The 23,680-nt window shown below is 42.7% G+C and carries 22 protein-coding genes and 1 pseudogene; 19 read left to right on the top strand and 4 right to left on the bottom strand.

Features of this window, described 5'->3' with window-relative positions; genetic code table 11:
- Nucleotides 1–5 precede the first annotated feature (5 nt).
- The 3 genes from N5C46_RS02950 (at nucleotide 6) to N5C46_RS02940 (ending at nucleotide 3,006) form a co-directional block, all read left to right on the top strand.
- On the top strand, nucleotides 6–1,670 hold the full coding sequence (locus N5C46_RS02950) for a glycerol-3-phosphate dehydrogenase/oxidase (protein WP_261750843.1): 1,665 nt from the start codon (nucleotides 6–8) through the stop codon (nucleotides 1,668–1,670).
- Between the two features lie 450 nt (nucleotides 1,671–2,120).
- Entirely contained in the window at nucleotides 2,121–2,534 is a 414-nt protein-coding gene (locus N5C46_RS02945; RefSeq protein WP_261750842.1) for an NUDIX domain-containing protein, read from the top strand.
- A gap of 28 nt (nucleotides 2,535–2,562) precedes the next feature.
- Nucleotides 2,563–3,006, top strand: a complete 444-nt coding sequence (locus tag N5C46_RS02940; RefSeq protein WP_261750841.1) for a DUF4064 domain-containing protein — start codon at nucleotides 2,563–2,565, stop codon at nucleotides 3,004–3,006.
- 227 nt (nucleotides 3,007–3,233) lie between these two features.
- Here N5C46_RS02940 and N5C46_RS02935 read toward each other — a convergent pair whose 3' ends face one another.
- Complete coding sequence (locus N5C46_RS02935; RefSeq protein ID WP_235576083.1) at nucleotides 3,234–3,302, bottom strand: putative holin-like toxin; 69 nt, start codon at nucleotides 3,300–3,302, stop codon at nucleotides 3,234–3,236.
- Between the two features lie 284 nt (nucleotides 3,303–3,586).
- On the opposite strand from N5C46_RS02935, the gene N5C46_RS02930 reads away from it, so the two are divergent.
- The 8 genes from N5C46_RS02930 (at nucleotide 3,587) to N5C46_RS02895 (ending at nucleotide 12,103) form a co-directional block, all read left to right on the top strand.
- Nucleotides 3,587–4,684: a M24 family metallopeptidase gene (locus tag N5C46_RS02930; protein WP_272501221.1), complete on the top strand. Its 1,098-nt coding sequence runs from the start codon at nucleotides 3,587–3,589 to the stop codon at nucleotides 4,682–4,684.
- Between the two features lie 150 nt (nucleotides 4,685–4,834).
- Entirely contained in the window at nucleotides 4,835–5,278 is a 444-nt protein-coding gene (locus N5C46_RS02925) for a DUF6376 family protein (RefSeq protein ID WP_261750840.1), read from the top strand.
- Between the two features lie 186 nt (nucleotides 5,279–5,464).
- Nucleotides 5,465–7,627: a DNA topoisomerase III gene (locus N5C46_RS02920; RefSeq protein WP_261750839.1), complete on the top strand. Its 2,163-nt coding sequence runs from the start codon at nucleotides 5,465–5,467 to the stop codon at nucleotides 7,625–7,627.
- 162 nt (nucleotides 7,628–7,789) lie between these two features.
- Nucleotides 7,790–8,428: a type 1 glutamine amidotransferase domain-containing protein gene (locus N5C46_RS02915; protein WP_261752259.1), complete on the top strand. Its 639-nt coding sequence runs from the start codon at nucleotides 7,790–7,792 to the stop codon at nucleotides 8,426–8,428.
- A gap of 111 nt (nucleotides 8,429–8,539) precedes the next feature.
- Entirely contained in the window at nucleotides 8,540–8,920 is a 381-nt protein-coding gene (locus N5C46_RS02910; RefSeq protein WP_261750838.1) for a CidA/LrgA family protein, read from the top strand.
- Entirely contained in the window at nucleotides 8,904–9,590 is a 687-nt protein-coding gene (locus tag N5C46_RS02905; protein WP_261750837.1) for an LrgB family protein, read from the top strand. Before N5C46_RS02910 ends, N5C46_RS02905 begins: the two co-directional genes overlap by 17 nt.
- A gap of 163 nt (nucleotides 9,591–9,753) precedes the next feature.
- On the top strand, nucleotides 9,754–10,497 hold the full coding sequence (gene map, locus N5C46_RS02900; protein ID WP_261750836.1) for a type I methionyl aminopeptidase: 744 nt from the start codon (nucleotides 9,754–9,756) through the stop codon (nucleotides 10,495–10,497).
- A 319-nt stretch (nucleotides 10,498–10,816) separates the two neighbouring features.
- Nucleotides 10,817–12,103 (top strand): globin-coupled sensor protein, encoded by a 1,287-nt coding sequence (locus N5C46_RS02895; RefSeq protein WP_261750835.1) that lies wholly within the window; start codon nucleotides 10,817–10,819, stop codon nucleotides 12,101–12,103.
- Nucleotides 12,104–12,150: 47 nt separating this feature from the next.
- Here N5C46_RS02895 and N5C46_RS02890 read toward each other — a convergent pair whose 3' ends face one another.
- Nucleotides 12,151–12,306 (bottom strand): DUF8096 family protein, encoded by a 156-nt coding sequence (locus tag N5C46_RS02890; protein WP_167562091.1) that lies wholly within the window; start codon nucleotides 12,304–12,306, stop codon nucleotides 12,151–12,153.
- 404 nt (nucleotides 12,307–12,710) lie between these two features.
- On the opposite strand from N5C46_RS02890, the gene N5C46_RS02885 reads away from it, so the two are divergent.
- The 6 genes and pseudogenes from N5C46_RS02885 to N5C46_RS02860 all read left to right on the top strand — a co-directional run bounded on the left by N5C46_RS02885 (nucleotide 12,711) and on the right by N5C46_RS02860 (nucleotide 20,159).
- Entirely contained in the window at nucleotides 12,711–13,523 is an 813-nt protein-coding gene (locus N5C46_RS02885; protein ID WP_261750834.1) for a 3D domain-containing protein, read from the top strand.
- A 300-nt stretch (nucleotides 13,524–13,823) separates the two neighbouring features.
- Nucleotides 13,824–14,396, top strand: a complete 573-nt coding sequence (locus N5C46_RS23215) for a 3D domain-containing protein (protein ID WP_272501220.1) — start codon at nucleotides 13,824–13,826, stop codon at nucleotides 14,394–14,396.
- A 748-nt stretch (nucleotides 14,397–15,144) separates the two neighbouring features.
- Entirely contained in the window at nucleotides 15,145–16,674 is a 1,530-nt protein-coding gene (locus N5C46_RS02875; RefSeq protein ID WP_261750833.1) for a glycine betaine uptake BCCT transporter, read from the top strand.
- Between the two features lie 276 nt (nucleotides 16,675–16,950).
- Nucleotides 16,951–17,031, top strand: a pseudogene (locus tag N5C46_RS02870) (YjcZ family sporulation protein); the annotation flags it as partial.
- Nucleotides 17,032–17,178: 147 nt separating this feature from the next.
- Nucleotides 17,179–17,811 carry a lytic transglycosylase domain-containing protein gene (locus N5C46_RS02865; RefSeq protein WP_261750832.1) on the top strand — a complete coding sequence of 211 codons (633 nt, stop codon included), beginning with the start codon at nucleotides 17,179–17,181 and terminating at the stop codon, nucleotides 17,809–17,811.
- Nucleotides 17,812–17,936: 125 nt separating this feature from the next.
- Nucleotides 17,937–20,159: a DEAD/DEAH box helicase gene (locus N5C46_RS02860; protein ID WP_261750831.1), complete on the top strand. Its 2,223-nt coding sequence runs from the start codon at nucleotides 17,937–17,939 to the stop codon at nucleotides 20,157–20,159.
- Between the two features lie 53 nt (nucleotides 20,160–20,212).
- On the opposite strand, the gene selD is transcribed toward N5C46_RS02860, so the two are convergent.
- A complete protein-coding gene (gene selD / locus N5C46_RS02855; RefSeq protein WP_261750830.1) occupies nucleotides 20,213–21,265 on the bottom strand; it encodes a selenide, water dikinase SelD in 1,053 nt (350 codons plus the stop codon).
- A 279-nt stretch (nucleotides 21,266–21,544) separates the two neighbouring features.
- Here selD and N5C46_RS23285 point away from each other — a divergent pair, with 279 nt between their 5' ends.
- Nucleotides 21,545–21,682: a SelT/SelW/SelH family protein gene (locus tag N5C46_RS23285; RefSeq protein WP_406687988.1), complete on the top strand. Its 138-nt coding sequence runs from the start codon at nucleotides 21,545–21,547 to the stop codon at nucleotides 21,680–21,682.
- 62 nt (nucleotides 21,683–21,744) lie between these two features.
- Here the strand turns inward: N5C46_RS23285 and N5C46_RS02850 are convergent, their stop codons facing one another.
- Nucleotides 21,745–22,137, bottom strand: a complete 393-nt coding sequence (locus N5C46_RS02850; RefSeq protein ID WP_061809248.1) for an Hsp20/alpha crystallin family protein — start codon at nucleotides 22,135–22,137, stop codon at nucleotides 21,745–21,747.
- 69 nt (nucleotides 22,138–22,206) lie between these two features.
- Between N5C46_RS02850 and selA the strand changes: the two genes are divergently transcribed.
- Nucleotides 22,207–23,649, top strand: a complete 1,443-nt coding sequence (selA, locus tag N5C46_RS02845) for an L-seryl-tRNA(Sec) selenium transferase (RefSeq protein WP_336275515.1) — start codon at nucleotides 22,207–22,209, stop codon at nucleotides 23,647–23,649.
- Nucleotides 23,650–23,680 lie beyond the last annotated feature (31 nt).

Raw genomic sequence — 23,680 nt, 5'->3', positions numbered from 1 at the left:
CAACTATGACATTTTCAAGTACTGCACGAGAAGAAGTAAAACATACACTGTCATCCAATCAATTCGACCTGGTTGTAATCGGGGGAGGCATTACAGGTGCAGGGATTGCCCTTGATGCATCCAAGCGTGGAATGAAAGTCGCCCTTGTGGAAATGCAGGATTTTGCCGCAGGTACATCCAGCCGTTCCACAAAATTGGTTCACGGGGGACTTCGTTACTTAAAACAATTCGAAGTCAAAATGGTGGCTGAAGTGGGGAAAGAGCGTGAAATCGTATATGAAAACGGGCCACATGTCACTACTCCTGAATGGATGCTGTTACCCCTTCATAAAGGAGGAACTTTCGGTAAATTCAGCACATCGATCGGTTTGAAGGTATATGACTATCTTGCGGGAGTCAAAAGAAGTGAAAGACGATCCATGCTGTCGGTATCAGAGACATTAACGAAAGAGCCACTCGTCAAAAAGGATGGATTAAAGGGCGGAGGTTATTATGTAGAATATCGTACCGACGATGCCCGTTTAACCATTGAAGTCATGAAAGAAGCAGTTGCACATGGGGCAACGGTTCTTAACTATATGAAATCCCAAAGATTCCTATATGACAACAAGAAAGTTGTCGGCATAGAAGCAGAAGACCTGGTATCAGGGGAAACGGTTGACATTCGCGGTTCAAAGATCGTCAATGCTGCCGGTCCATGGGTCGATGATGTCCGTGGGAAGGATTACAGTACGAATAATAAACAACTCCGCCTGACCAAGGGAGTCCACCTTGTCATCGATCAAAGCAAATTCCCTCTCCAACAGGCCGTCTATTTTGATACACCGGATGGACGTATGGTATTTGCGATTCCTCGTGATGGGAAAGCGTATGTAGGGACGACGGATACATTCTTTGACTCTGAAAAAGCATCCCCTCATATGACATCAGAAGACAGGGATTATATCTTGAATGCGATTCACTTCATGTTCCCCGATGTTTCAGTCGGGAAAGAGGATGTGGAATCCAGCTGGGCAGGCGTGCGCCCACTGATATTTGAAAAAGGAAAGGATCCCTCTGAAATTTCGCGTAAAGACGAAGTGTGGGAAGCGGAAAGCGGACTGATCACCATTGCAGGCGGTAAGCTGACAGGGTACCGTAAAATGGGGGAACATGTTGTCGATCTTGTTTCTAAACGGCTAAAAGAAGAGAGAAAACAGAAATTCCCTGCTTCTGCGACGAAACATATGCCGATTTCCGGCGGTCATGTAGGAGGCTCGAAGAATTTCCAATCCTTCATAAACCAAAAGGCAGGGGAAGCCCTTCAATATGGTTTATCAGAGGCAGAGGGCAGGAAGCTTGCCGGAATGTACGGTTCCAATGTGGATCAGCTATTCAAGCTAGCTCATGCCTACAGTGGATCAACGGATGAAAGGTCCGTCCCTCCGTACCTATACGCCCAGCTGATTTATGCGATTCAGGAAGAGATGGCTGCGACACCCGTGGATTTCTTCATTCGACGGACAGGGGCATTGTTCTTTGACCGTGAGTGGGTAGAGATGTGGAAGGAACCAGTCATTGAGATGATGTCCAAATTGTTGAATTGGACTTCTGAACAGAAGGACAAATACACTGCTGACTTAAACGAGGAATTAAAAAATGCAGTAGTTCCAGTAGATTTGCAGTCATAAGGTTAAAAAACGGCAGAAAAAATTTTCTGCCGTTTTTTTAGTCATTCGATCACTTTCATCAAACATGCATGATGAATTATGCTTACAATTATATAAATATATGAAATGAAGCTGAAACCGCCTAAACCGTGCATTTCATTTATTGAGAGAACTTTAGATCCGTGCAGAGGGAAGTTGAGGGAGCGGGGTCGTTACGGTAGAGTAAGAGTAGAAATTGACACGACTCCTCGTTAAAAGGCTGGCTTCAATGGGATGAAGCCAGCCCTTTTTTTGTATTCTTACTAATTACATATCCCAGGGGAAAGAAGAATATTACTATATTAATTAAAGGGATGTATCTCACGGAACAGGTTAAAGTCTGAAAATAAAGAATTTTATCCTGATAAAGGAGAATTTTGTCAATAGGGCGAATATGAATTAAGGAGATTCAATTTGAAGTGAGGTGAATGAATGAACGAATGGAAAGGGGCATCTGCCCTTTGTATGAATGAAGGGCGTTTATTAATGGTTTTACAGGGAAAAGAAGAGGAAGAGAAACGATGGTCGGTCCCTTCTGGTGGTCTTGAAAAAGGGGAAACCCTCAGGGAGTGTTGTAAGCGGGAAGTTTGGGAAGAGACCGGCTATAGGGTGGATGTAGGAAAACACCTTTATACCAAGTGGGGGTGTGAAGGCAAGATTTCCACTACCATTCACTATTATGAAGTCCAACTTCTTGGAGGAGTAGCCACGCTTCAAGATCCCGATCAATTAATACATAGAATTGAATGGATCTCCCTCCAAGAGTTAAAAGCTCTGCCCCTGGGCTTTCCTGAGGATCAATCCATCCTAGAGGCCTATATGAGCAAGAAACACAATATACTATAGAGAATTCAATTACTAAGGAGAGATTTGAATGGTGAAGCGTACTGGTGAAGTCATTATGGGAGTGATCGGAATTGTCTTATCCGCATTATTTTCCATCATTGGAATTGTACTGAACATGGGCATGAACAGCCCGGAAGTGATGTCCCAAATTGAAGAGGGAATGGAAAGTGACCCGAATTTGCAGGAATCAGGCATGACTGCAGGGGATATGAGTGCCTTCATGGAAACGGCTGAATCAATGGGTTCTTATCTGGTGATATTAGGAATCATTGCATCCATCCTTGGGATCATTGCTGTTATGACCATTGTCAAAAATAAAAAGCCTGTACTATCCGGTATCATGTTTATCCTTGCCGCACTTGTGGTCGGACTTGGAACAATAGGATTCGGGTTCATTCCCGGACTTTTATTCTTAATCGCCGGCATCATGGCCTTTGTTCGTAAACCCAAAAGAACCGAAACCGTTTATTAAAGTGAACAGTTTAGGGAATCCTCTCTGAGCTTCTTTTTTTACTCGTCCATATCTTGCTTTCCGTTAGAAAATATACTATCTTAAAAGGAGAGTATAAAGTAAAACAAGAGACACTGGCGGCAACCAATGTCTCTTGCTACACAGCAAACTGCAAGGAAAGCAGTGGCCCAATAGAGAAAGGAATATAACTCTACCCTTCAAAGTTTAGGCGCTTCATGAGGGTGGGGTTATTTCTTTTTGTCATTTGAAATAACTATGGCAATGATGGAGACAATTAAAGAGCCAAAGGTAATCATTAGCGTTAACGCCTCATACGTTGTCACTATAAGCACCACCTCCTTCTATAAGGAAGTGGCCACTCCCACCCTACATTCACTGTATACTAAAGAGTATATCACAAACGCCCTCCATCCTTTATAGGCAAGAGGTAGGAAAAGCCGGTCCTTGTCAAATAAACACACACACCCGGCGAAACCCTCCCACACTACAATCATTTCAAACTTTCTTCGAAATATGTTAGCATAGATATGCTCACATTAAACGATTACATAACATCATGATACTCAAGGAGGAATACACATTGAAACACCGCATAGAAATGTTGAAAAATTGGTTGAAAGAAGAGAACATTGATGCAGCATTTATCAATTCAACTGAAAACGTATTTTACTTAACAAATTTCCACACAGATCCACATGAAAGATTAATGGGATTGTTCGTATTTCCGGAAGCCGAACCTTTTGTAGTGGTTCCAGGAATGGAAGCGAGACAGGTGAAGGATGCCGGTTGGGATAACGAAGTAATTGGCTATTCAGACCACGAAAATCCCTGGGACTTTATTGCGGAAGCCATTCAGGCAAGAAAAATCACCGGCAAAAAAGTGGCATTTGAGAATGAGGTCGTCACTTATGGACGCAGTCAGGCGTTTTTAAACATATTCGATTCACCACATGTGGTGAACGTTGAAGACAAATTAAATGAAATGCGCTTAGTCAAGGATGAGGGTGAGATCGCGATCATGCGCCGAGCAGCGGAAATGGCTGACTATGGGGTAGAAGTAGGTGTGAGTGCACTTCAAGAAGGAATTACTGAAATGGAAGTCCTTGCGAAGATTGAGTATGAATTAAAGAAAAAGGGAATCCGTGAAATGTCCTTCTCTACTATGGTTCTTTTCGGTGAGAAGGCTGGAGATCCACATGGTAATCCGGGAGACCGTAAACTGAAAGCCGGAGACTTAGTCCTGTTTGATCTCGGGGTTGTCCTGGAAGGATATACGTCTGATATCACCCGTACAGTCGCTTATAAGTCAGTGTCTGATAAACAGAAGGAAATCTACAACACTGTTCTAAAAGCGGAGCTCGCTTCCTTAGAAGCAAGCAAGCCGGGTAATCGCATAGGCGATCTGGATCAAGTTGCACGTGACATCATTACAGATGCAGGATACGGTGACTACTTCCCACATCGAATCGGGCATGGATTAGGTATCAACGTCCATGAATTCCCTTCCATGAGTCATTTAAATGATGGAATATTAAAAGTAGGCATGACATACACAATAGAGCCCGGTATTTACGTGCCGGAAATCGGTGGTGTCAGGATTGAAGATGACGTCCTCATCACAAAGGACGGGCATACTACTTTAACCAACTACCCAAAAGAACTTCAAATCATTGAATAAACACAGAAGGCTAACGTATATGCGTTGGCCTTCTTTTTTTTGCATGACCCCGAATCTTCATAAGGATCGACGGTACAACAAAAAAGTGAAACTTTTAACGAGAACGTGCGTATATACAGGGGAAGGAACATAACAGGGAGGACCGAGTACATGAAAAAATTACTGATTCTCATATCATTCAGTTTCTTTACACTGACTGGCTGCGGCATATTGGAAGAAGCCAATAACAGTTTAACCTATGTAGACGAAATGACCGATTACCTGAACGAAGCAGAACAATTTGCCAATGACCTTCCAGGTTTAATGGAAAGTGCTGCTTCTGATTCATCCGCTATCCCGGAACTTGAGACAAGACTAGTTGATATGAAAAATGAAATTAAGGAAATCAATGATGTAAACCCGCCCAAACTAGCTGACGATATTCACCAAAAAGTGGAAGAATACAACCAACAAGCGTTGGAAGGAATCGATCGGGCTCTAGTGGAAATTGATAAAGGGGAAGTTCAAATTTCCGAGCTCAAGAATCTTGAAATCGTGAATACATTCAACCAATTACAGGACATCAAAGGAAACTTGGAAAATCTAGGGCAATAATGGACGGGTGTTACAGATATAAATTCTGTAACACCTTTTTACATACGGAATGAACATGTAAAACACTCAAATGGAACAACCAGCTTTTGATTCATCAAATACACGACCGATTTCTTATTTTAATAGAACAGCCGTTCTTAAAAAATGGTATAATGATAAAATCAATAAAATGAAAAGGAGAATGTTATGAAAGTCGTAATAGCTGAAAAACCCGACCAGGGAGCGACCCTTGCCAAGCCTTTTTCCCATAGGAAACGTCAAGGATATATCGAGATTCATCCAAACGATGTGTTCCCGAAAGGTGCTTATATTACGTGGGCAGTTGGACATCTTTTTCAGCTTCAAGCCCCTGAGAAGTATGAAAACAAATGGAAGAAATGGTCACTGGACGACCTTCCGATCATTCCTCTCAGGTTTCAGTATGAGTTGCAGAGGGCGAAAGCGAAACAATTCTCCGTCATCAAAGATCTTCTTAAAAAAAACGAAGTAACAGAAATCATTCATGCAGGTGACGCAGGGCGTGAAGGGGAGTTAATCATCCGGAATATCATTTTCATGTCCAAGGTTCAGAAGCCCATGAAGCGACTATGGATTTCATCCCTGACAGAGAAAGCCATCATTCAAGGATTCGAGAGTCTGCGGGAAGAAGCAGAAATGAGAAGCTTATATTATGAAGCCTATTCCAGGGCATGTGCCGATTGGCTCGTGGGTATGAATGCTTCAAGGGCGTACAGCATCCTGCTAAAAGAGCAGGGTATGTCCGATGTATTTTCTGCAGGCAGGGTTCAAACTCCCACTCTGGCCCTCATCGTGAGAAGGGATGAAGAGATTGATCGATTTAAGAGCGAACCCTTTTGGGAAGTGAAAGCAACCTTTCAGATCGGCGATCACACGTATGAAGGGATATGGCAGAAAGATGGAGAGAGCAGGATCCAATCACGGGAGCTTGCTGAAAAAATCGCTTCTTTTTGTCAACACAAACCTGCAACGGTCAGCAAATTGAACACTGAGAGGAAAGAGTTCGCACCACCCTTACTGTTCAATCTTTCAGCCCTGCAGGCAACCATCAATAAAATGTATAAGTTCTCACCTAAAAAAACATTGGATGTGCTGCAGAAACTGTATCAAAAAGGGATCGTCTCTTATCCAAGATCTGATTCCCAATATGTCACGAAAGGTGAAGCCGAAAGCTTTCCTGAAATATTGAACAAACTGAAAGAGTTCAGCCCTTACAATCATTGGATCCCGACTCCCCATGCAAGCATCATGAACAATAAACGTTTTGTGAATGAAGCAAAGGTATCGGATCACTACGCGATTATCCCTACTGAGCAAGTAACAGATCCCACTTCCCTGTCAGATGATGAAAGGAAAATCTATGATGTCGTCGTTAAACGCTTTATTGCGGCTCACCACGACAAAGCGATCATCCATTACACGACCATCTCAACGGTCGTAGATGAAAGGGCTGAGTTTGTTTCGAAAGGGAAGCAGATTTTACAGGAAGGCTGGCGTAAAGTCCTCATGCAAAACGAAAAAGAAGAGGAACCTCTCCTGCCACCTGTCGAAGAGCACGATAAAGGCGTCGTCAAGAAGGTCGTGACCAAGGAAGGGAAAACACAGCCCCCTAAACGATACACAGAAGGACAACTCATCACCTTAATGAAGACTGCGGGTAAATATATGGACAATGATGAGCTTGAAAAAGTGTTGAAACAAACAGAGGGCCTTGGGACGGAAGCGACCCGGGCAGGTATCATCACCATGCTCAAAGATCGCAAGTACATTGATATCCAAAAAAATATAGTCTTTCCCACTGATAAAGCGAAGGTATTGATACGTGCCATAGGGAATAATGTGTTAGCTTCTGCAGAAATGACGGCTAAGTGGGAACAGCGCCTCCAGGAAATAGGAAAAGGGCGGGCATCTGCACCTGAATTCATGGAGCAAGTGAAGAAATTAAGTGAACGGCTCGTTCAAAACGCCCTCCAGGAATCTACCGCATGGAAGTTTGAAGATTTGGATACCGATTCTATCCAGAGAACGAAGGGGAAAAGCGGAAAACGAGCTCCCCAAAAAAGTATCGGCAACTGCTTGAAATGTGGCGGGAAAGTGATTGATAAAGGGAAATTCTATGGATGCTCCAATTATCAACGTACGAAGTGCAGCTTTACCATATCCAAAACCATCTTATCAAAGAGAATCACCCAGAAAATCGCAAAACAAGTATTAACCGAAGGCAAATCCGATCGGATCGACGGATTTAAAAAAGGCGAAAAGGAATTCTCCGCTTATCTGAGCTGGGATGCCAATCAGAAAAAAATCCAATTCCAATTTGATATCAACTAGTGTAAAACGACTCCTTCCTGCAAGGGTCGTTTTCTAATATCAGACCCCCTATAAAGTCACCTATGCTTCAAAAGAAGTTTAATTTTATGTGAAATGGATAAAACAATAGAGTGATAAAAAAACAGAGAATAAAATGGAGGGTTTGCATTGAAAAAGATATTAATGGTCTTAACAAATGAAAGCAAGATTGATGACGAACATGAAACGGGTCTGTGGTTATCCGAGTTCGCAGAACCATATGAAGAATTTAAGAACCAAGGTTTTGGAGTGGATGTAGCAAGTTTAAAAGGTGGTCGCATTCCGTTGGATCCGAACAGCCTTGATGATGAACAGGTGGAGAAGTGGAAAGGCGTCACGAAAGAACTGGATCAAACGCTGGTTCTTTCCCAATTAAATGTAAATGAATATGTCGGTATCTTTTTACCAGGTGGACACGGGACCATGTTTGACCTGCCTGAAAGCCCTGAACTTCAACAGGCATTAGTCCACTTTGCTGAGAACGATAAAGCGATCGGTTCCGTCTGCCACGGTCCGGCTGGGTTTGTCGGAACGAAATTATCCAATGGTAAATGGCTTGTTGAAGGAAAAAGCTTGACTGCCTTCACAAATGAAGAAGAACAGCAAACCGGTCTTGATTCACTGATGCCGTTCTTATTGGAAACAAAATTGAGGGAGCAGGGTGCTCAATTCGAAAAATCGGATGCATGGAGCAATCATGTCATCACTGACGGTAAATTTGTGACAGGACAAAATCCACAATCAAGTCAAGCAGCAGCAGAAGCGTTCATAAACGTATTATAATACTGTTCGATTCTAAAGAGCATGGACCTGGTCCATGCTCTTTTTGTTACACTCATACTTCCCATCAATGTGATAAAATCAGGAGAAGAATATAGTTGAAGGGTGAAGCATATGCAGGTCATTCGGGTCCTTATACAAATGGCGATTCTTTGTTTATTTTATGAAGCAGGAAAATGGTGTACCGCATTTTTCCATTTGCCGATACCCGGCAGCATTATCGGAATGCTATTATTATTCCTCCTGTTAGTAACAGGTGTACTGGATGAAAGGCTTCTGTTGGACGGTTCAGGATTCTTTTTAAGGCACTTCTCCTTCTTTTTCCTGCCCTTATCTGTCAGTGCGATTGTTCTCGGACCTTATTTTATCAACTATGGCTGGAAACTCGTTATCATTCTCATTGTCAGCGGGGTGATTGGCTTTTTGGCCACTTCCATGTCAGCAGAAGGGTTCATCAAATGGAAGGAGAAAAGAAAATATGACCGGTCTTATTAATTTGCTACTTACAATAGGCATTACTCTCCTTTATTTTTCTTTGGGTGTCAAGATTCATAAACGCTGGCCCAATCCGTTAACGATTCCGATATTCTTAAGTACGATTGCAATCATTGCCACATTACTCATTTTAGATATATCCTATAAAGAATTTGCCCACGACACTTCATTCATCACGTATTTACTTGGCCCTGCCACAGTATCTCTTGCATATCCCCTTTATCAGCACCGGCAATTGCTTTTGAAAAACTTCCAGCCGATCCTGGTGGGGATCCTGTTTGGAAGCGGCTTGTCTATGCTTGTATCCTATACCTTCAGTATGTGGTTGGGGATTCCTGATGAGTGGAACCGTTCATTGCTGATCAAGACCATTACGACACCTGTCGCAGTTGAGATCGGGAACGTAATCGGGGCTAAGATCGAGGTCATCCCCACGGTCGTCATCGTGACAGGGATGATAGGGGCCATGATCATCCCATCACTCTTAGAGGCGATGGGAATCAAGCACCCCATAGCCAGGGGACTCCCATTCGGAGTCATCTCCCACGGGGTTGGTACAGCACAAGCCATCAAAGAAGGGGAAAAAGAAGGTGCCGTCAGTGGTGCCGCCATGGCATTGACCGCTACCATCATGTCTTTTGTCATTCCCGTACTCTATCTATTGATTTAATCATTCTCCAAGGGGGAAGCTACTGATGGAAAGAGCCTCAAAGAAGAAATCAGGGTTTAACCGGAAGGGATACATATTCATCAATACAGGGGCTTTCCCTTTAAAAATGGATGAGGTTTCTGTATAGTAAGGGAAGGAAATTCAAAAAGAGAAGGAAGATATTATGATAGTCAAAACTGATGAAGATTTACAGGCATTAAAAGAAATTGGTCGTATTGTCGCAATGATCCGCGATGAATTGCGCTCTCAAACAAAACCCGGCATAACCACGAAGGAACTAGATGATATCGCAGGGGAAATGTTTGAAGAAAATGGCGCGATTTCAGGTCCTAAAGGAGAATATGACTTCCCGGGGTATACATGTATCAGTGTGAATGAAGAAGTGGCCCACGGGATTCCCGGAGAAAGAGTGATAAACGAAGGGGATCTTGTCAATATAGACGTTTCAGGATCAAAAAATGGTTATTATGCCGATACAGGCATTTCATTTGTGGTCGGAATGGGTGATCCCAAGCTTAAAGATTTATGCGACGCGGCATTAAAGTCTTTCCAGGCAGGTCTTCAAAAGGCTAAAGCCGGTTCTAAACAAAATGGGATTGGAAAAGCCGTGAATAATGAAGCCAGAAAAAATGGTTATACAGTCATCATGAACCTGACCGGTCACGGCGTAGGGCGTTCCCTGCACGAAAAGCCGGATCATATACTTAATTACTTCGATCCATGGGATAATGCACTCTTGAAAGAGGGAATGGTCATCGCCTTTGAACCATTCATCTCCACCAAAGCGCAAAACGTAGTGGAAAAAGGTGACGGTTGGACATACATCACACCTGACAACAGCCTGGTCGCCCAAATCGAACACACCATCATCATTACACAAAATGAACCCATTATCATAACTGAATAAGCCGTGAGGGACGGACCTCGATTCCTAGGAGCAGCTCCTAGGAATCAAGGTCCGTCCCTCTCTTTGTATATGTTTTGTACAAGTATTCGTGCAATCGTGATACAAGTGGAAGATCCCGCCCAGTGAATTAACCTGGGATCTCATGAAGGGTGGGGGGACTACTATGATCAATTGCATCAAGACATTCAAATTATTGAAATTTTACAAACAAAAAGATTGTCATAGGAAAAAAGTTGGGGTAAAGTAAAGATATTGATGTTGTACAAAATTTATACATAACAACTAAAAAAATAACATTGTTATCGGAGGCACCCCCAAAATGGCTGTATTATTTGCAAGAAAACCAAAGACCGAACCCGTAGTGATCCCTGAATCAAATGTCGTTGTCTTAAACGATCAAAAGCTGAATGAACGGCTTCATTACATGCAGTTTCAGGAGCACCATCTACAGGAATTAAAAGAAATCCTCCCTGTCTACGATCAAATTTCCGATACCCTGCTCGATACTGTACTTGATCATTTATACAAGCATCCAAGTTTAGTGGAGATTGCCGAGAATCATTCAAGCCGGGAGAGATTAAAATCCGTATTCAACGATTATTTCCGTTCCTTATTTTCAGGTGAGTTGAATGATGAGTATTTCTCAATGAGGGAACGTATGGGAAAAACCCATAATCGTAATGGGGTTACAATCGATTGGTTTATTTCGACTTACACCACTATTCAACATTTACTCATCCCAAAAATTGTAGAACTGTACCAAAACGAACCTTCTAAACTTGCATCTGTCCTTGTAGCGATCGACCATGGTATCCATTTGGATGCAAGCATCGTTTCAGAATACTATATTCAGAGCAGGATGGACGAGCTTGAAAAGCTGCATAAGGAAAACCAGGCATTGCAACTGGAAATGCTCAATATGAATACAGAACTGGGTACATCACTCAGTCAAACAGAACAAAGCCTGAATGAGACTGCAAAAAAAGCTGAAAGCATACGTGCAGAATCGGAAAATACCGAGAAAAGCAGCAAAAATCTTCTTCAACTTTCAAAAATGAATAAAGATCAAACGGATCACATGATAGAAAGCTTTGGCGTCATCACAGAGCAAATCAACACGCTCCTCAAAGAAATTCAGGGTGTCAAGAATATTGCAGAACAAATCACGCCTCTCTCCAACTCAATCCAGCAAATTGCTGAGCAGACGAATCTTCTGGCATTGAATGCATCCATTGAAGCAGCAAGGGCAGGAAATGAGGGCAGGGGATTTGCAGTCGTTGCATCGGAGGTACGAAAGCTTGCCGAAGATTCCAAAGAACTCAGCACGTCCATTCATCAACTGGTGAATGAAAGCAATAAGCAAATCGGTGTTGTCTCAAATCGTGTTCGGAACATGACCGACCTGACCGAAAACTCCCGCAAGGAAATCGGGAATGTGCAAAGCGGGATCATGACGGTCCAGATGGAAATGGAAAACTATATGGATATGTTTAGAAGAAACCAATCAGAATTAAATCATATCGTAGAGGCAATCAAGAAGATCAATCATACTACAGACGAGCTGGTCCAATTTGCTTCAACCATCATTCAGAAAATAAACAAATAGAAAGAAAGGGGAAACCGGATTCAACCGGTTTCCCCTTTCTTTCCCTGCTATACGATTTTCGTTTTCCCGCATTCCTGGCACTTACGATAAAACTTCCCATCCAGTACTCTTGATTTAAAAATATTATTCCCACACTCGCAACGGCCACTATGCTCGTCGGGATCATCTTTATAAAGAACTACGACTTCTTCTTGGTTTTCCATTCCAGTATTCCTCCAGTGCAAACCATTCTTCTTTCTATAGTATAGAGGGAACCGACAAGCTTGTTAAGGAAAAATCGTCACGATCCGCTAATAAATGCATTTCCTTCAAAGATTTTATGACGCTAAGCGGCCTTGTCTCTCCTAAATGCCCTTTACCCAAGTACGAATACTCCCTCAACAGAAAACCCATAAATATCCTTAATAGCTATATTATTCTAACCATATTTCCATAGTATTCCTCTACATGATAGTTTATACAGGAAATCGCTTACTATTACAGTAGTGAAATATTCTTGACGCACGATGTTAAAGTTCCTGTTATTGAATTGAGATTTTACTATGTTAGTATTTTCCCTGTTAGCAAAAATAAATAAACCGCTAGCTACATAAGGAGGAATTTTTCTATGAAACTAAAAAAATCGATTATTTCTGTGGCTGCATTTACAACACTTGCAGTATCTGGTGGAGCTAGCGCTTCAGCACAAGACATAGAAGTAAAAAAAGGCGACACTTTATGGGGACTTGCAAAAGAATACGGAACAACTGTTGATCAACTCATGACATGGAATAACCTTGGTTCATCCATCATTTATCCTGATCAGGAATTACAGGTTTCTTCAAAGGAATACTATACAGTGAAAAAAGGTGACACTCTTTGGGGAATTTCATCCTTATATGGCATTTCAGTAGACAGCTTAAAAGGGTGGAACGCACTTGAAAGTGACCTGATTGTCCCTGGACAAGAATTAGTCATCAACTTAGACGATAAAGCACCTTCAGCTACTGCACATACTTCTGAGAAGGCAGAAGCGCCTGCTCCAGAACCAAAAGCAGAAGTAGCTCCAGAAGCTGAAGCACCTAAAGCAGAAACAGCGGAAGCAAAACCAGCACAAGCTGAACCTGCTACAGCAGATAAAGCAGTAAAAGAATTAACAGTAGAAGCAACTGCCTATACGGCCGATTGTGCAGGTTGTTCAGGTACAACAGCAACCGGCGTGAACCTTAAAGAAAATCCGGATGCGAAAGTGATTGCAGTAGATCCTAATGTCATCCCACTTGGATCTAAAGTATATGTTGAAGGCTATGGCTATGCTACTGCAGAAGACACTGGTGGAGCGATCAAAGGGAACCGAATCGACGTGTTCATTCCATCAAAGGATCAAGCCGTTGATTTTGGCAGAAAAACAGTAAATGTAAAAATTCTTGAAACAAAATAATAGATGAAAAACCACCGGGACATGTCCCGGTGGTTTTTTTTATTGCGGCATGTCGTTTCACCTATATTCCTTCTATTATATTTCTTCTTAAAGAACCTCCTCTGATTCCAACATTTATTCCCTCTACATGAAATAAGTAGGGAAATGTCTGTCGTTTTCTTCGGAATAGTAGAAATATTACACGCTTGTCATCTAATTGTTATTGCTTTATAAACAGTTTGTTATGTCTATGAGGTAAGTCTATGTTACTATTTCAACTGTTGGTCTAAGGACTAAACATAAAAGGAGGAATTTAACAAGATGAAAAAAGGTTTATTTTCCATTTTTTCCTTCGCAGTTTTTCTTTCAATCGGACTTGCCTCTGCTTCTGCAGAGAGTAATGATACTGCTATCAATGATTATCATAATATAGAAGAAGGCGATATCCTATGGGAAATCGCAAACCGATATCATGTTTCCGTCGACGAGGTCGGCACGCGCAAACAATTGTTAGAAGAAGGGTATTCTGTGAATGATGATTCTGAAGACGGGCAAGCAGTAAAAGCTGCAAAGACCCCCAATCAAGAGAAAGAGGATGTCGTGAAAGAATTAGATATCACAGCAACCGCTTATACCGCTCATTGTGAAGGTTGTATCGGTATAACGAAGACTGGTGTGGATCTGATTGAGAACCCTGATGCCAGAGTCATTGCTGTTGATCCTAGCGTCATTCCGCTGGGTTCCAAAGTATATATTGAAGGATACGGTTATGCCCGTGCAGAAGATACCGGTGGAGCGATCAAAGGTAACCGCATCGATATCTATATGGAAAAAGAAAAAGATGCCCTTCAATATGGAGTAAGAGACGTAAAAGTCAAAATCATCAAAGAATAACCAAACGAGAAGGACGCTGCTCAGCGTCCTTTTCGTTTGGTTTTCTTTTCCTTCATTCTTTACTTAAGTCCTTTTTTAGCGGAGGGAGCAACGGATTTTAATTCGATTTCCTCGCCCATCTGCTGTTGAGCCAATTTTTTTGCTGCTTCATGCTGTGTTCGTTTGTTATTATTTTTCATCGGATTTCCTCCTCACATTGTTCTTCTTATTTGTTCCACTAAGAGAGGCTTTTCACCATACTAAATTCATGTCAAAATTACCAATTTATTCTTTCCGATATTCGGTCTTGATTATGTTCCCTTTCGCTATACATCATTCCATATAGCAGTAAACTCTTACCAAGAAAGACCAATGAGCATTGTTTATACAGCGTTTTCATTTCCAATTAACCTTCGTATAAAACGGTTGATAAATAGACAGGAAGCGACCTAAAAGAAAGGGAATGAAAACGCGAAATTGACAAATACTAATAAAAATAATGATGGTTTTCACTTGCAAAGTTAAACTTCTTTCTGATAGGGTAACAAATGTTGGTTTTATAAGAGAGTGACAAGGGAATAGGTAATAAGTAATCATTCCCTCATCCTCAGAATGCACATTTTCCCATTTGCATTAACCGGGACTCTTCGATGAGGGGTTCTAGTACAGTAGGTGTACATACGATTTCAAGAACACCTCGAATCCCACTGTAGTTCCCTTCATTAAGAAAGAGCCAAAACAAAAACCTGAATATGGAAAGGAGAATTTTATGAAGAGAATATCAAATGTTTTCTGGATTACCGTCATTTTGGTTGCTGCTTCCGTTGCATATGGAGCAATCGCTCCAAAATCGTTTGAAGACGTTACAGCAAAAATGCAAACATTTATCACTTCAACTTTTGGTTGGTATTATCTTATTTTAGTTACAGTGATTGTCATCTTCTGTGTGTTCTTAATCTTTAGTCCAATGGGAACGATTCGATTAGGAAAACCGGATGAAAAACCTGAGTATACAAGAGGAACATGGTTCGCCATGTTGTTTAGTGCAGGAATGGGAATTGGTTTAGTATTCTGGGGGGCAGCCGAACCGCTGTCTCACTATATGACCCCGCCAACGGCAGAAGGAGGAACGGACCTTGCGATCAAGGAATCGATGCGTTATACGTTCTTCCACTGGGGGATTCACGCATGGGGGATCTATGCAATCGTTGCGTTAGCACTTGCATACTCTAAATTCCGTAAAGATGAGCCTGGTTTAATCTCCGCGACATTGAAACCAATCTTTGGCGATAAGATGAATGGACCACTCGGAACAATCATCGATGTCCTGGCTGTATTCGCTACGGTTGTAGGGGTAGCCACAACCCTTGGGTTTGGAGCGGCACAGATTAACGGTGGATTATCCTATCTATTGGATATCCCAAATAACTTTACAGTCCAAGCGATCATAATCGGGATCGTAACAGTACTGTTCATGATTTCTGCATGGTCCGGGTTAAGTAAAGGTATCAAGTACTTATCCAATACAAACATGGTACTCGCTGTATTGCTTCTCGTACTGGTATTCTTTATTGGACCTACTTTATTGATCCTTAATATGTTCACTGATACAATCGGCGCTTATATTCAAAATATCGCCGCAATGAGCTTCAGGATCGCTCCATTAAATGAAGAGCACCGCACATGGATCAATGGCTGGACCATTTTCTACTGGGCATGGTGGATTTCATGGTCCCCGTTCGTAGGTATCTTCATCGCACGTGTATCAAGAGGTAGAACGATTCGAGAATTCCTGATCGGGGTATTGCTATTACCTGCACTCGTCAGCTTCTTTTGGTTCGCCGTCTTTGGTACTTCAGCGATTGAAGTGCAACAGGCCGGTGCTGCTTTATCGGACCTGAAAACGGAAGAAGTATTATTTGCCGTCTTTAACGGATTTGAATGGTCAACGATCCTTTCAGTCATTGCCATCACACTGATTGGAACATTCTTTATCACATCTGCCGACTCCGCTACATTCGTGTTAGGGATGCAAACGACTTATGGTTCATTAACACCTCCAAACTATGTAAAATTAACTTGGGGACTGGCACAGTCTACCGTTGCATTAATCCTGTTATACAGCGGTGGGTTACAGGCTTTACAGAATGCATTGATCGTCGCAGCACTGCCATTCTCGGTGATCATGGCACTCATGATGGTTTCTCTGTACAAGTCACTGAACCAGGAAAAAAAGGAACTTGGTTTATACATTAAACCTAAGCCAAGAAAAACAAAAGAACCTAAAGAACATATGTAAACGACTTAAAAGCGCCTGGAAATTCCCAGGCGCTTTATTTATGTCCTGATAAGATTCAACTAGACATTTTACTCATTTTTTCATTCAATAATAGATTAAAAAGCCTTTATTCATGCATACTTCAAGTCGTTTACAGAACATTGATAAAAAGTGATGGATGATTTTAATTAACCTACATTTTGTCCACTACATACATTAATATCGTAGTAAGATAACTGGAGGTGACTGATGATGTATGGATATGGATACCCTGGATATGGATATGGCTGCGGTGGTGGTGGCTACGCTGGTGGTTTCGCGTTAATCGTAGTTTTATTCATCCTTTTAATTATCGTTGGAGCAGCGTTTGTTTGTTAACAATAAATAGATAATGGATAGATGCCCCTTAGCTGCAGAGAGCCTTCTGCCTAGGGGCATCTTTTTTTATACATAATGGATTGTCATAAATGCATTCTCATATTAGAATACAAAGAGCAGCCAAAACCTTGTAAAGGATCGACTTCAATGACAAAAAAACCGGCCAGAAAAAAGCAGTCCAGTAAAAAAAAGCAATCATCACCCTTTAGAATCCTTCTCATACCCATCACCATTTTGGCTATTTATTATGCCCTCAATTATGACGACCCATCCTTTAACCTCTCATCCATCGGAAAAGATGAGATACCTTCAGAGTATATCCCCATCTATAAGGCAGCTGAAGAGGAATACGGAGTACCCTGGTATCTTCTAGCTGCTCACCACAGGGTTGAAACGAAATTCTCGACCATGAAGTCCCTCGTCTCTCCAGCGGGGGCAGAGGGCCACATGCAGTTTATGCCCTGTACCTTTGTAGGCTGGTCCCATCCAAGTTGTTCTGGACTTGGAAAAGGGGATATCCCACCAGATCAAAAAACGGACCCTGCCGTCATTGAAAAATATGGTGGATATGGCGTAGATGCAAACGGGGATGGAAAAGCAGACCCTTTTCAGATGGAGGATGCCATATTCAGTGCCGCCAACTATCTCGCTCATAACGGAGCCGCTGACGGAAAGCTCGAACAAGCTGTATTTGCATACAACCATAGCGAACAATACGTTGAAGATGTCCTGTATTATGCGGACCGGTTCGACGAGGAAAATACAGGACATCCAATGTAATGAGTGAATCATCAGAAGGAATCATTTCTTTGAAATGATTCTTTTTTTGAATTCCTATACACTCCCTCAATAAATTGTTATGATAAAGGTCTTGAATTTTTTATCGGATAACAAAGGTGATTGAAATGAAGATAACAGACATGATAGAAGAATGGAAATCTGCTTTGGATATGGAGATCCTGCAGTTAAAAAAACGGGAAACGAACGGGATCCTCATCGAGGAGGGAAGATGCATCCGTAAAGAAGAAGGTGCCTTTATTTATTGGTTCATCCTTCACTATCCTTCTTCGCTGCCTGAAGGGGGAAGCGTCATATATAAACGGAAACATTCTTCAATCCAGGGGATCGTGATTAATTCAGAGGAACGGGAATGCATCATAGAGCTCGATCAGTTCCTTGGGGATACTGTATCATACGGACAGATCCTTCACGAACCATGGGATATCCTTGAGAAGCTGATGGAACGGTTGGATGAAGCAAAGGAACGACACGGGAAAACCCAGCGCATCCAGAAGGTGATGTTTCCGGACATGGCTCAAAGTCTTCCTGGATTCGAGTACAAGACCCCATTGCATGAAGCTTATGTCAGAAGTAAATATAATCCTGTTACGTATCTCTGGGGACCACCTGGAACTGGCAAGACTTATACCCTGGCAAGAGTGGCAGCTTATCATTATTCAGAAGGGAAGAGGATGCTGCTTCTCTCCCATAGTAATGCAGCAGTGGATGTATTAATAGAAGAAATGCATCATTTTCTAAGCAGACATGACCGTTGGACCCCGGGAGAGGTGATCCGGTACGGTACAAGCAGGAAATCCTATAGTGCCGATGTGACGGATTTAAGCTCCCTTCAATTACTTGAACAACAGGATCCGACTCTTTCAGAAGAAAAAGGGAAGGTAGAAAAGTACAGGAGAAGGCTAAAGAACAAACTGTCGAAAACCTATTCTTCCTATGATTCAGAGAGATTGTCCCATCTCGAGGTACACTATCAAAAAATCAAGGAAACGTTCAAGAGAAGGGAAGGGGAGTTGGTTTCCGAGGCCAAGGTGATTGGGACCACCCTTTCAAAGGCGGCCATTGACCGACTTCTGTATGAAGAGGAATTCGACTTAGTGATTGTGGATGAGGCAAGCATGGCCTATATACCTCAAGTGGCATTCGCTGCATCCCTCGGGAAGAAGATCATCATATGTGGCGATTTCAAACAACTTCCACCCATCTCAACTTCCTTTCATCCCCTGGCAGCCAAGTGGCTGAAGGAAGACATCTTTCATGCAGCAGGAGTGGCAGGAGCCGTCGGGAAAGGGCTGGATCACCCCCATCTCTTATTACTCCCGGAACAAAGGAGGATGCACCCTAGCATTTCGGCATTCACCAATCGATACATTTATCATTCAAGGGTGGGGGACCATCATTCGGTCAAAACGATTCGAGACCACACTACAAATAAGAAACCTTTCCCATCACATGGAGCTGTACTATTTTCCCTGAGAGAAGGGACGGAGTGGGGAGAAACTCAAAAAGGATCAAGATGGAATCTGTTGTCCAGCTTAGTCACGATCCAGCTGACGCTTCAGTCCATACGTGATGGGATGCTTTCCGTTGGGATCGTGACCCCGTATCGGGCCCAAGCCAAATGGTATACCTTATTGCTAGATGAACTGGTAAAAAGTATTGCCCCTTCAGCCGACCTTTACGCCGCCACGGTTCATGGCTTTCAAGGGTCGGAAAATGATATGATTCTATTCGATTTAGTCGACGGGGAATCCCATGGCAGTCCTGGTACGTTGATTACCCGGAAAGGCAGCGACAGGCTGATCAACGTAGCCGTCACCCGCGCGAAGGGGAAGTTTATTTTAGTGGGGAATGATGGATTCATCCAGGAAAAGACTCATCCTTCTAAACCTGTGCATCAATTCATTTCTCACCTTAAGCAGGAAGCCCATAATGAAACGAGCGCATCACTCATTCCAACTTCCACAAAGAAAATAAAGTGGTTCAGAACTGATGACCATCATAAGCTCAGTAAAGATATGGAAGCTGCAAAAGCAGAAATCATAGTGAATGTCAGGGATTTGAAAGAGATCCCACATGATATGATGTGTGTCTTACAAATGGCAGCAAAGGATAAACAGGTGACGATCTTCAGTCAAACAGGCAGCGGTTCCCATTTGTCTTCAAGTGTCAAAATAAAAAAATCCACCACCCAGATACCATTCATCGCTTTCGATGAAAAAGTAATCTGGTTCAATTCTTTCACAAAGGAATCGAATCGATTTCCTTTCCAGGTGAGAATCTTATCAAAAAAAATAATCCGCCAGTTCTTCAAAATGATTGAAGAATAAAAAAACGGTGCTCCTCCTGAGTTGCTTTCTTACTCAAAGGAATCACCGTTTTCTTATCTTTCTACCGCTATACTCCATGTTTGCTGTGGTCGGACATGACCAATGATCCCGGCGGAGATGGAGTGGCGCTGAAGGTCTTCTACATATTTTTGCCCTTCAGAAAGAGGCAGGCTGACAAGTAAACCTCCGGAAGTGATGGCATCAGAGAGGATCCATCGTTCTTCCTGGGTAAGACCGGCTTCATAATGCACCATGTCTTGAAGCCAAGCGGCATTCGCTTTCGATCCCCCGGGAATGACTCCCTGATCTGCTAATTCCTTCGTCCCTTCTAATAGCGGAATGGAGGAATAAGAGAATTCGATTGATACGTTACTGCCTTTCGCCATTTCATATGCATGCCCCATCAGTCCAAACCCTGTCACATCGGTCACGGCATTCGGATGAAATTCCTGAAGCAATTCTGCAGCCGTTTTATTCAGCATGCTCATCACCTCGATGACAGCCGCTTCCTGGGCGGGAGTCACTGCCTTTCGCTTGATTCCCGTTGTCAGGATCCCCACACCCAATGGTTTTGTCAATACAATGACATCCCCTTCTTGTGCACCGGTATTGGTCCAATACTTTTTCGGATGAACGATTCCTGTCACGCTCAGGCCGAATTTAGGCTCTTGATCGTCAATGGAATGTCCTCCCACGGTCACTGCACCGGCTTCGATCACCTTGCTTTGTGCCCCTTTAAGGATAGCCGCAAGCATCTCGCTTCCCAGCTTTTTAATGGGGAAGCCTACTATGTTTAATACGGTTTTCGGTGTTCCACCCATTGCATACACATCGCTTAGAGCATTTGCTGCAGCAATTTGACCGAATTGATAAGGGTCGTCCACAATCGGAGTGAAATAATCAACCGTTTGAACCATGGCGAGGTCATCTGTCAGTTGAAAGATGCCGCCATCATCGGATGATTCATTCCCTACTAGTAATTCTTTCGTAAATGGTTGAGGGGGTAGTTGACGCAAAACTTGCGTCAAGTCACTAGGACTAAGTTTACAGCCTCAGCCAGCTTTTGAAGAAAGTTCTGTTAAGCGGATGATCTCTTCCTTGCTCATTCTATTCACCTCTTTATGTATGAATAAATTCATTGTACAGGATAAAAATACAATTGAGCAAAGGAGAAGTAAGGAGAAATGGAAAAGATGGAGAGAACTGAATATTTGCACAAGTAATCTCACCTATAATAAAATGAACATACACGTAGAAGTGATCTTGGAAGGAGGATGATATTGATGAAAGCTGTGAATATGACGATTGAATTCTGTATGATGTGAAACTATGCACCTAAAGCCGCGAGTTTCGCGGAACAGTTATTCAACCATTTCAGATCCGATATCAAGGAAATGACATTAGTTCCTTCTTCCGGAGGGGCATTCGAGATTACAGTAGACGGGAAAAAGATTTATTCCAAACTCGATACAGGCGTTTTTCCCAATATCAACGAGACCATTTCAATCATTGAATCGCAGTAAAACACATAGAAAAGGTCATCAGCAGGGGCTGGTGACCTTTTCTTCTATTTAAAGAATGACGGTTATTCACTCGACAATCCCTGAACTCGAATCACGATGGATGAGGGGGTGGAACATGCCTTTTTAGGCACATTGATTTCGATTGTATGATGCTCGATGGAATAGGTTATGGCCCGCTGTTTTAAGCAAAAAGGAAAACGAATGGAGCGTTTTCTGATTTTACTTTCGTCTTTCAGCATGATCAATACCAGCAATTGCGTATCCTTCTTCTTAATAATCAATTCTTCGGGACAAATATTTTCTGTCTCGATCTCCACTATGAACGATTCCGTCGTATCAAGAAAATCCACACGAAATTCTTGTTCATCCAACTGAACCGTAGCAGGATCCAGTAACCAATCCTTCATACTCTCCTCCCATTTCTCTAAATAGAAATCCTCCTTATCCTTACTCATTTACACCTGACCCCCAACAACTCTTTTACATATAGTATTCTTTCTACTATAAATGGTGAGGGTGTTATAATGAGGGAAAAGAAAGAAGGGGCAAAAGTCATGAACCATCTTGTCAGGCACATTCCATCCATACACGAACTGAAGCAGACCAAACAATTCCATACCTTGCTGCAGCATCACAACCTTTCAACGGAAAGAGGGACGGACCTCTTGAAAAAGGTGATCTCGATTTGCAGGGCGACCATCCTGAATGAAGAGTGGGAGGGACCTCATCCATCTTCAACAGATTTCATTGATGAGGTATTTGGCCAGACTGAAGCTTTGGCACGCAAATCTCATTCCCTGTCTCTCAGGAGGATCATAAACGCAACGGGGACCATCTTACATACGAACCTTGGGCGGGCAAGGCTAGGTCAGGAAACGATGGACCACGTCATGGGTGCATCAAGTCATTACAGCAATCTGGAATATGACATCGAGGAAGGTGTCAGGGGATCCAGACATAGACATGCAGAAAGACTCATATGTGAATTGACCGGGGCGGAATCAGCCATGGTTGTCAATAATAATGCTGCCGCCGTTTTTCTTATCCTCACTGCTCTTGCCAAGCAAAAAGAAGTGATTGTTTCAAGAGGTGAACTGGTGGAGATCGGCGGATCATTTCGGATTTCTTCCATCATGGAAGAAAGCGGTGCTCTGCTTCGCGAGGTGGGGACAACGAACAAGACCCATTTAAGGGACTATGAAGAAGCGGTGACGGGTGAAACAAGAATGATCATGAAGGTTCATCAAAGTAATTTTGTCATGAAAGGATTTACTGCTTCTGTACCGACGGAAGAATTGGCTGAATTATCCCGCCTTCATTCCAATGTCCATTATTATGAAGATTTAGGAAGCGGTGCTCTTTATGATTTCGCCCGATTCGGTATCGGTAATGAGCCTCTGGTTAAATCGGTGCTGGATAAAGGGGCAGACATCGTCTCATTCAGTGGAGACAAATTATTGGGGGGACCTCAGGCCGGAATCATAGCAGGGGAAAAGAGTTTGATCGATCAATTAAAGAAACATCAGCTTGCCCGGGTACTCAGGGTCGATAAAATGACATTGGCAGCCCTGGAGATGACCCTCTTACACTATATAAAGGGGGAGGAACAAGAGAAAAATCCAACCATCGCAGCCATCACACGGACCAAAGAAGAAATCCTCCTTCAGTCCCGGACGTTTGTTGAGGGTGTCCAGGGACTCGGGAACGGTTACACATCCACCATCGTTGAAGGAAAAAGCCAGATCGGGGGAGGAACGATGCCGGATGTGGAATTAGACACGTACATTGTCGCAGTCTCCCACGCTTTTGATTCGTCACAACACATTCATGAAAAGCTCAGAAGGGGGAATCCTTCCATTCTTACAAGGATTCAGGACGGTGTCGCCCTCTTTGATCTTAGGACAGTTTCCGTGGACGAGCAGATGGAAATCCTTCACGCTTTAAAGACCATACAAGGAACAGACTGAAAGGGAGTGCAGGCATTAAGCGCCGGCACTC

The organism is Rossellomorea vietnamensis (assembly GCF_025398035.1).
Classification (GTDB): Bacteria; Bacillota; Bacilli; order Bacillales; family Bacillaceae_B; genus Rossellomorea; species Rossellomorea vietnamensis_B.
This window is presented reverse-complemented; position numbering and strand designations above follow the sequence as displayed.

Coding starts and splice junctions, on each gene's coding strand:
- N5C46_RS02950 (WP_261750843.1), top strand. CDS start 6: ATGACATTTTCAAGTACTGCACGAGAAGAAGTAAAACATACACTGTCA.
- N5C46_RS02945 (WP_261750842.1), top strand. CDS start 2,121: ATGAACGAATGGAAAGGGGCATCTGCCCTTTGTATGAATGAAGGGCGT.
- N5C46_RS02940 (WP_261750841.1), top strand. CDS start 2,563: ATGGTGAAGCGTACTGGTGAAGTCATTATGGGAGTGATCGGAATTGTC.
- N5C46_RS02925 (WP_261750840.1), top strand. CDS start 4,835: ATGAAAAAATTACTGATTCTCATATCATTCAGTTTCTTTACACTGACT.
- N5C46_RS02920 (WP_261750839.1), top strand. CDS start 5,465: ATGAAAGTCGTAATAGCTGAAAAACCCGACCAGGGAGCGACCCTTGCC.
- N5C46_RS02915 (WP_261752259.1), top strand. CDS start 7,790: ATGGTCTTAACAAATGAAAGCAAGATTGATGACGAACATGAAACGGGT.
- N5C46_RS02910 (WP_261750838.1), top strand. CDS start 8,540: ATGCAGGTCATTCGGGTCCTTATACAAATGGCGATTCTTTGTTTATTT.
- N5C46_RS02905 (WP_261750837.1), top strand. CDS start 8,904: ATGACCGGTCTTATTAATTTGCTACTTACAATAGGCATTACTCTCCTT.
- map (WP_261750836.1), top strand. CDS start 9,754: ATGATAGTCAAAACTGATGAAGATTTACAGGCATTAAAAGAAATTGGT.
- N5C46_RS02895 (WP_261750835.1), top strand. CDS start 10,817: ATGGCTGTATTATTTGCAAGAAAACCAAAGACCGAACCCGTAGTGATC.
- N5C46_RS02890 (WP_167562091.1), bottom strand. CDS start 12,306: ATGGAAAACCAAGAAGAAGTCGTAGTTCTTTATAAAGATGATCCCGAC.
- N5C46_RS02885 (WP_261750834.1), top strand. CDS start 12,711: ATGAAACTAAAAAAATCGATTATTTCTGTGGCTGCATTTACAACACTT.
- N5C46_RS23215 (WP_272501220.1), top strand. CDS start 13,824: ATGAAAAAAGGTTTATTTTCCATTTTTTCCTTCGCAGTTTTTCTTTCA.
- N5C46_RS02875 (WP_261750833.1), top strand. CDS start 15,145: ATGAAGAGAATATCAAATGTTTTCTGGATTACCGTCATTTTGGTTGCT.
- N5C46_RS02865 (WP_261750832.1), top strand. CDS start 17,179: ATGACAAAAAAACCGGCCAGAAAAAAGCAGTCCAGTAAAAAAAAGCAA.
- N5C46_RS02860 (WP_261750831.1), top strand. CDS start 17,937: ATGAAGATAACAGACATGATAGAAGAATGGAAATCTGCTTTGGATATG.
- N5C46_RS02850 (WP_061809248.1), bottom strand. CDS start 22,137: ATGAGTAAGGATAAGGAGGATTTCTATTTAGAGAAATGGGAGGAGAGT.
- selA (WP_336275515.1), top strand. CDS start 22,207: ATGAGGGAAAAGAAAGAAGGGGCAAAAGTCATGAACCATCTTGTCAGG.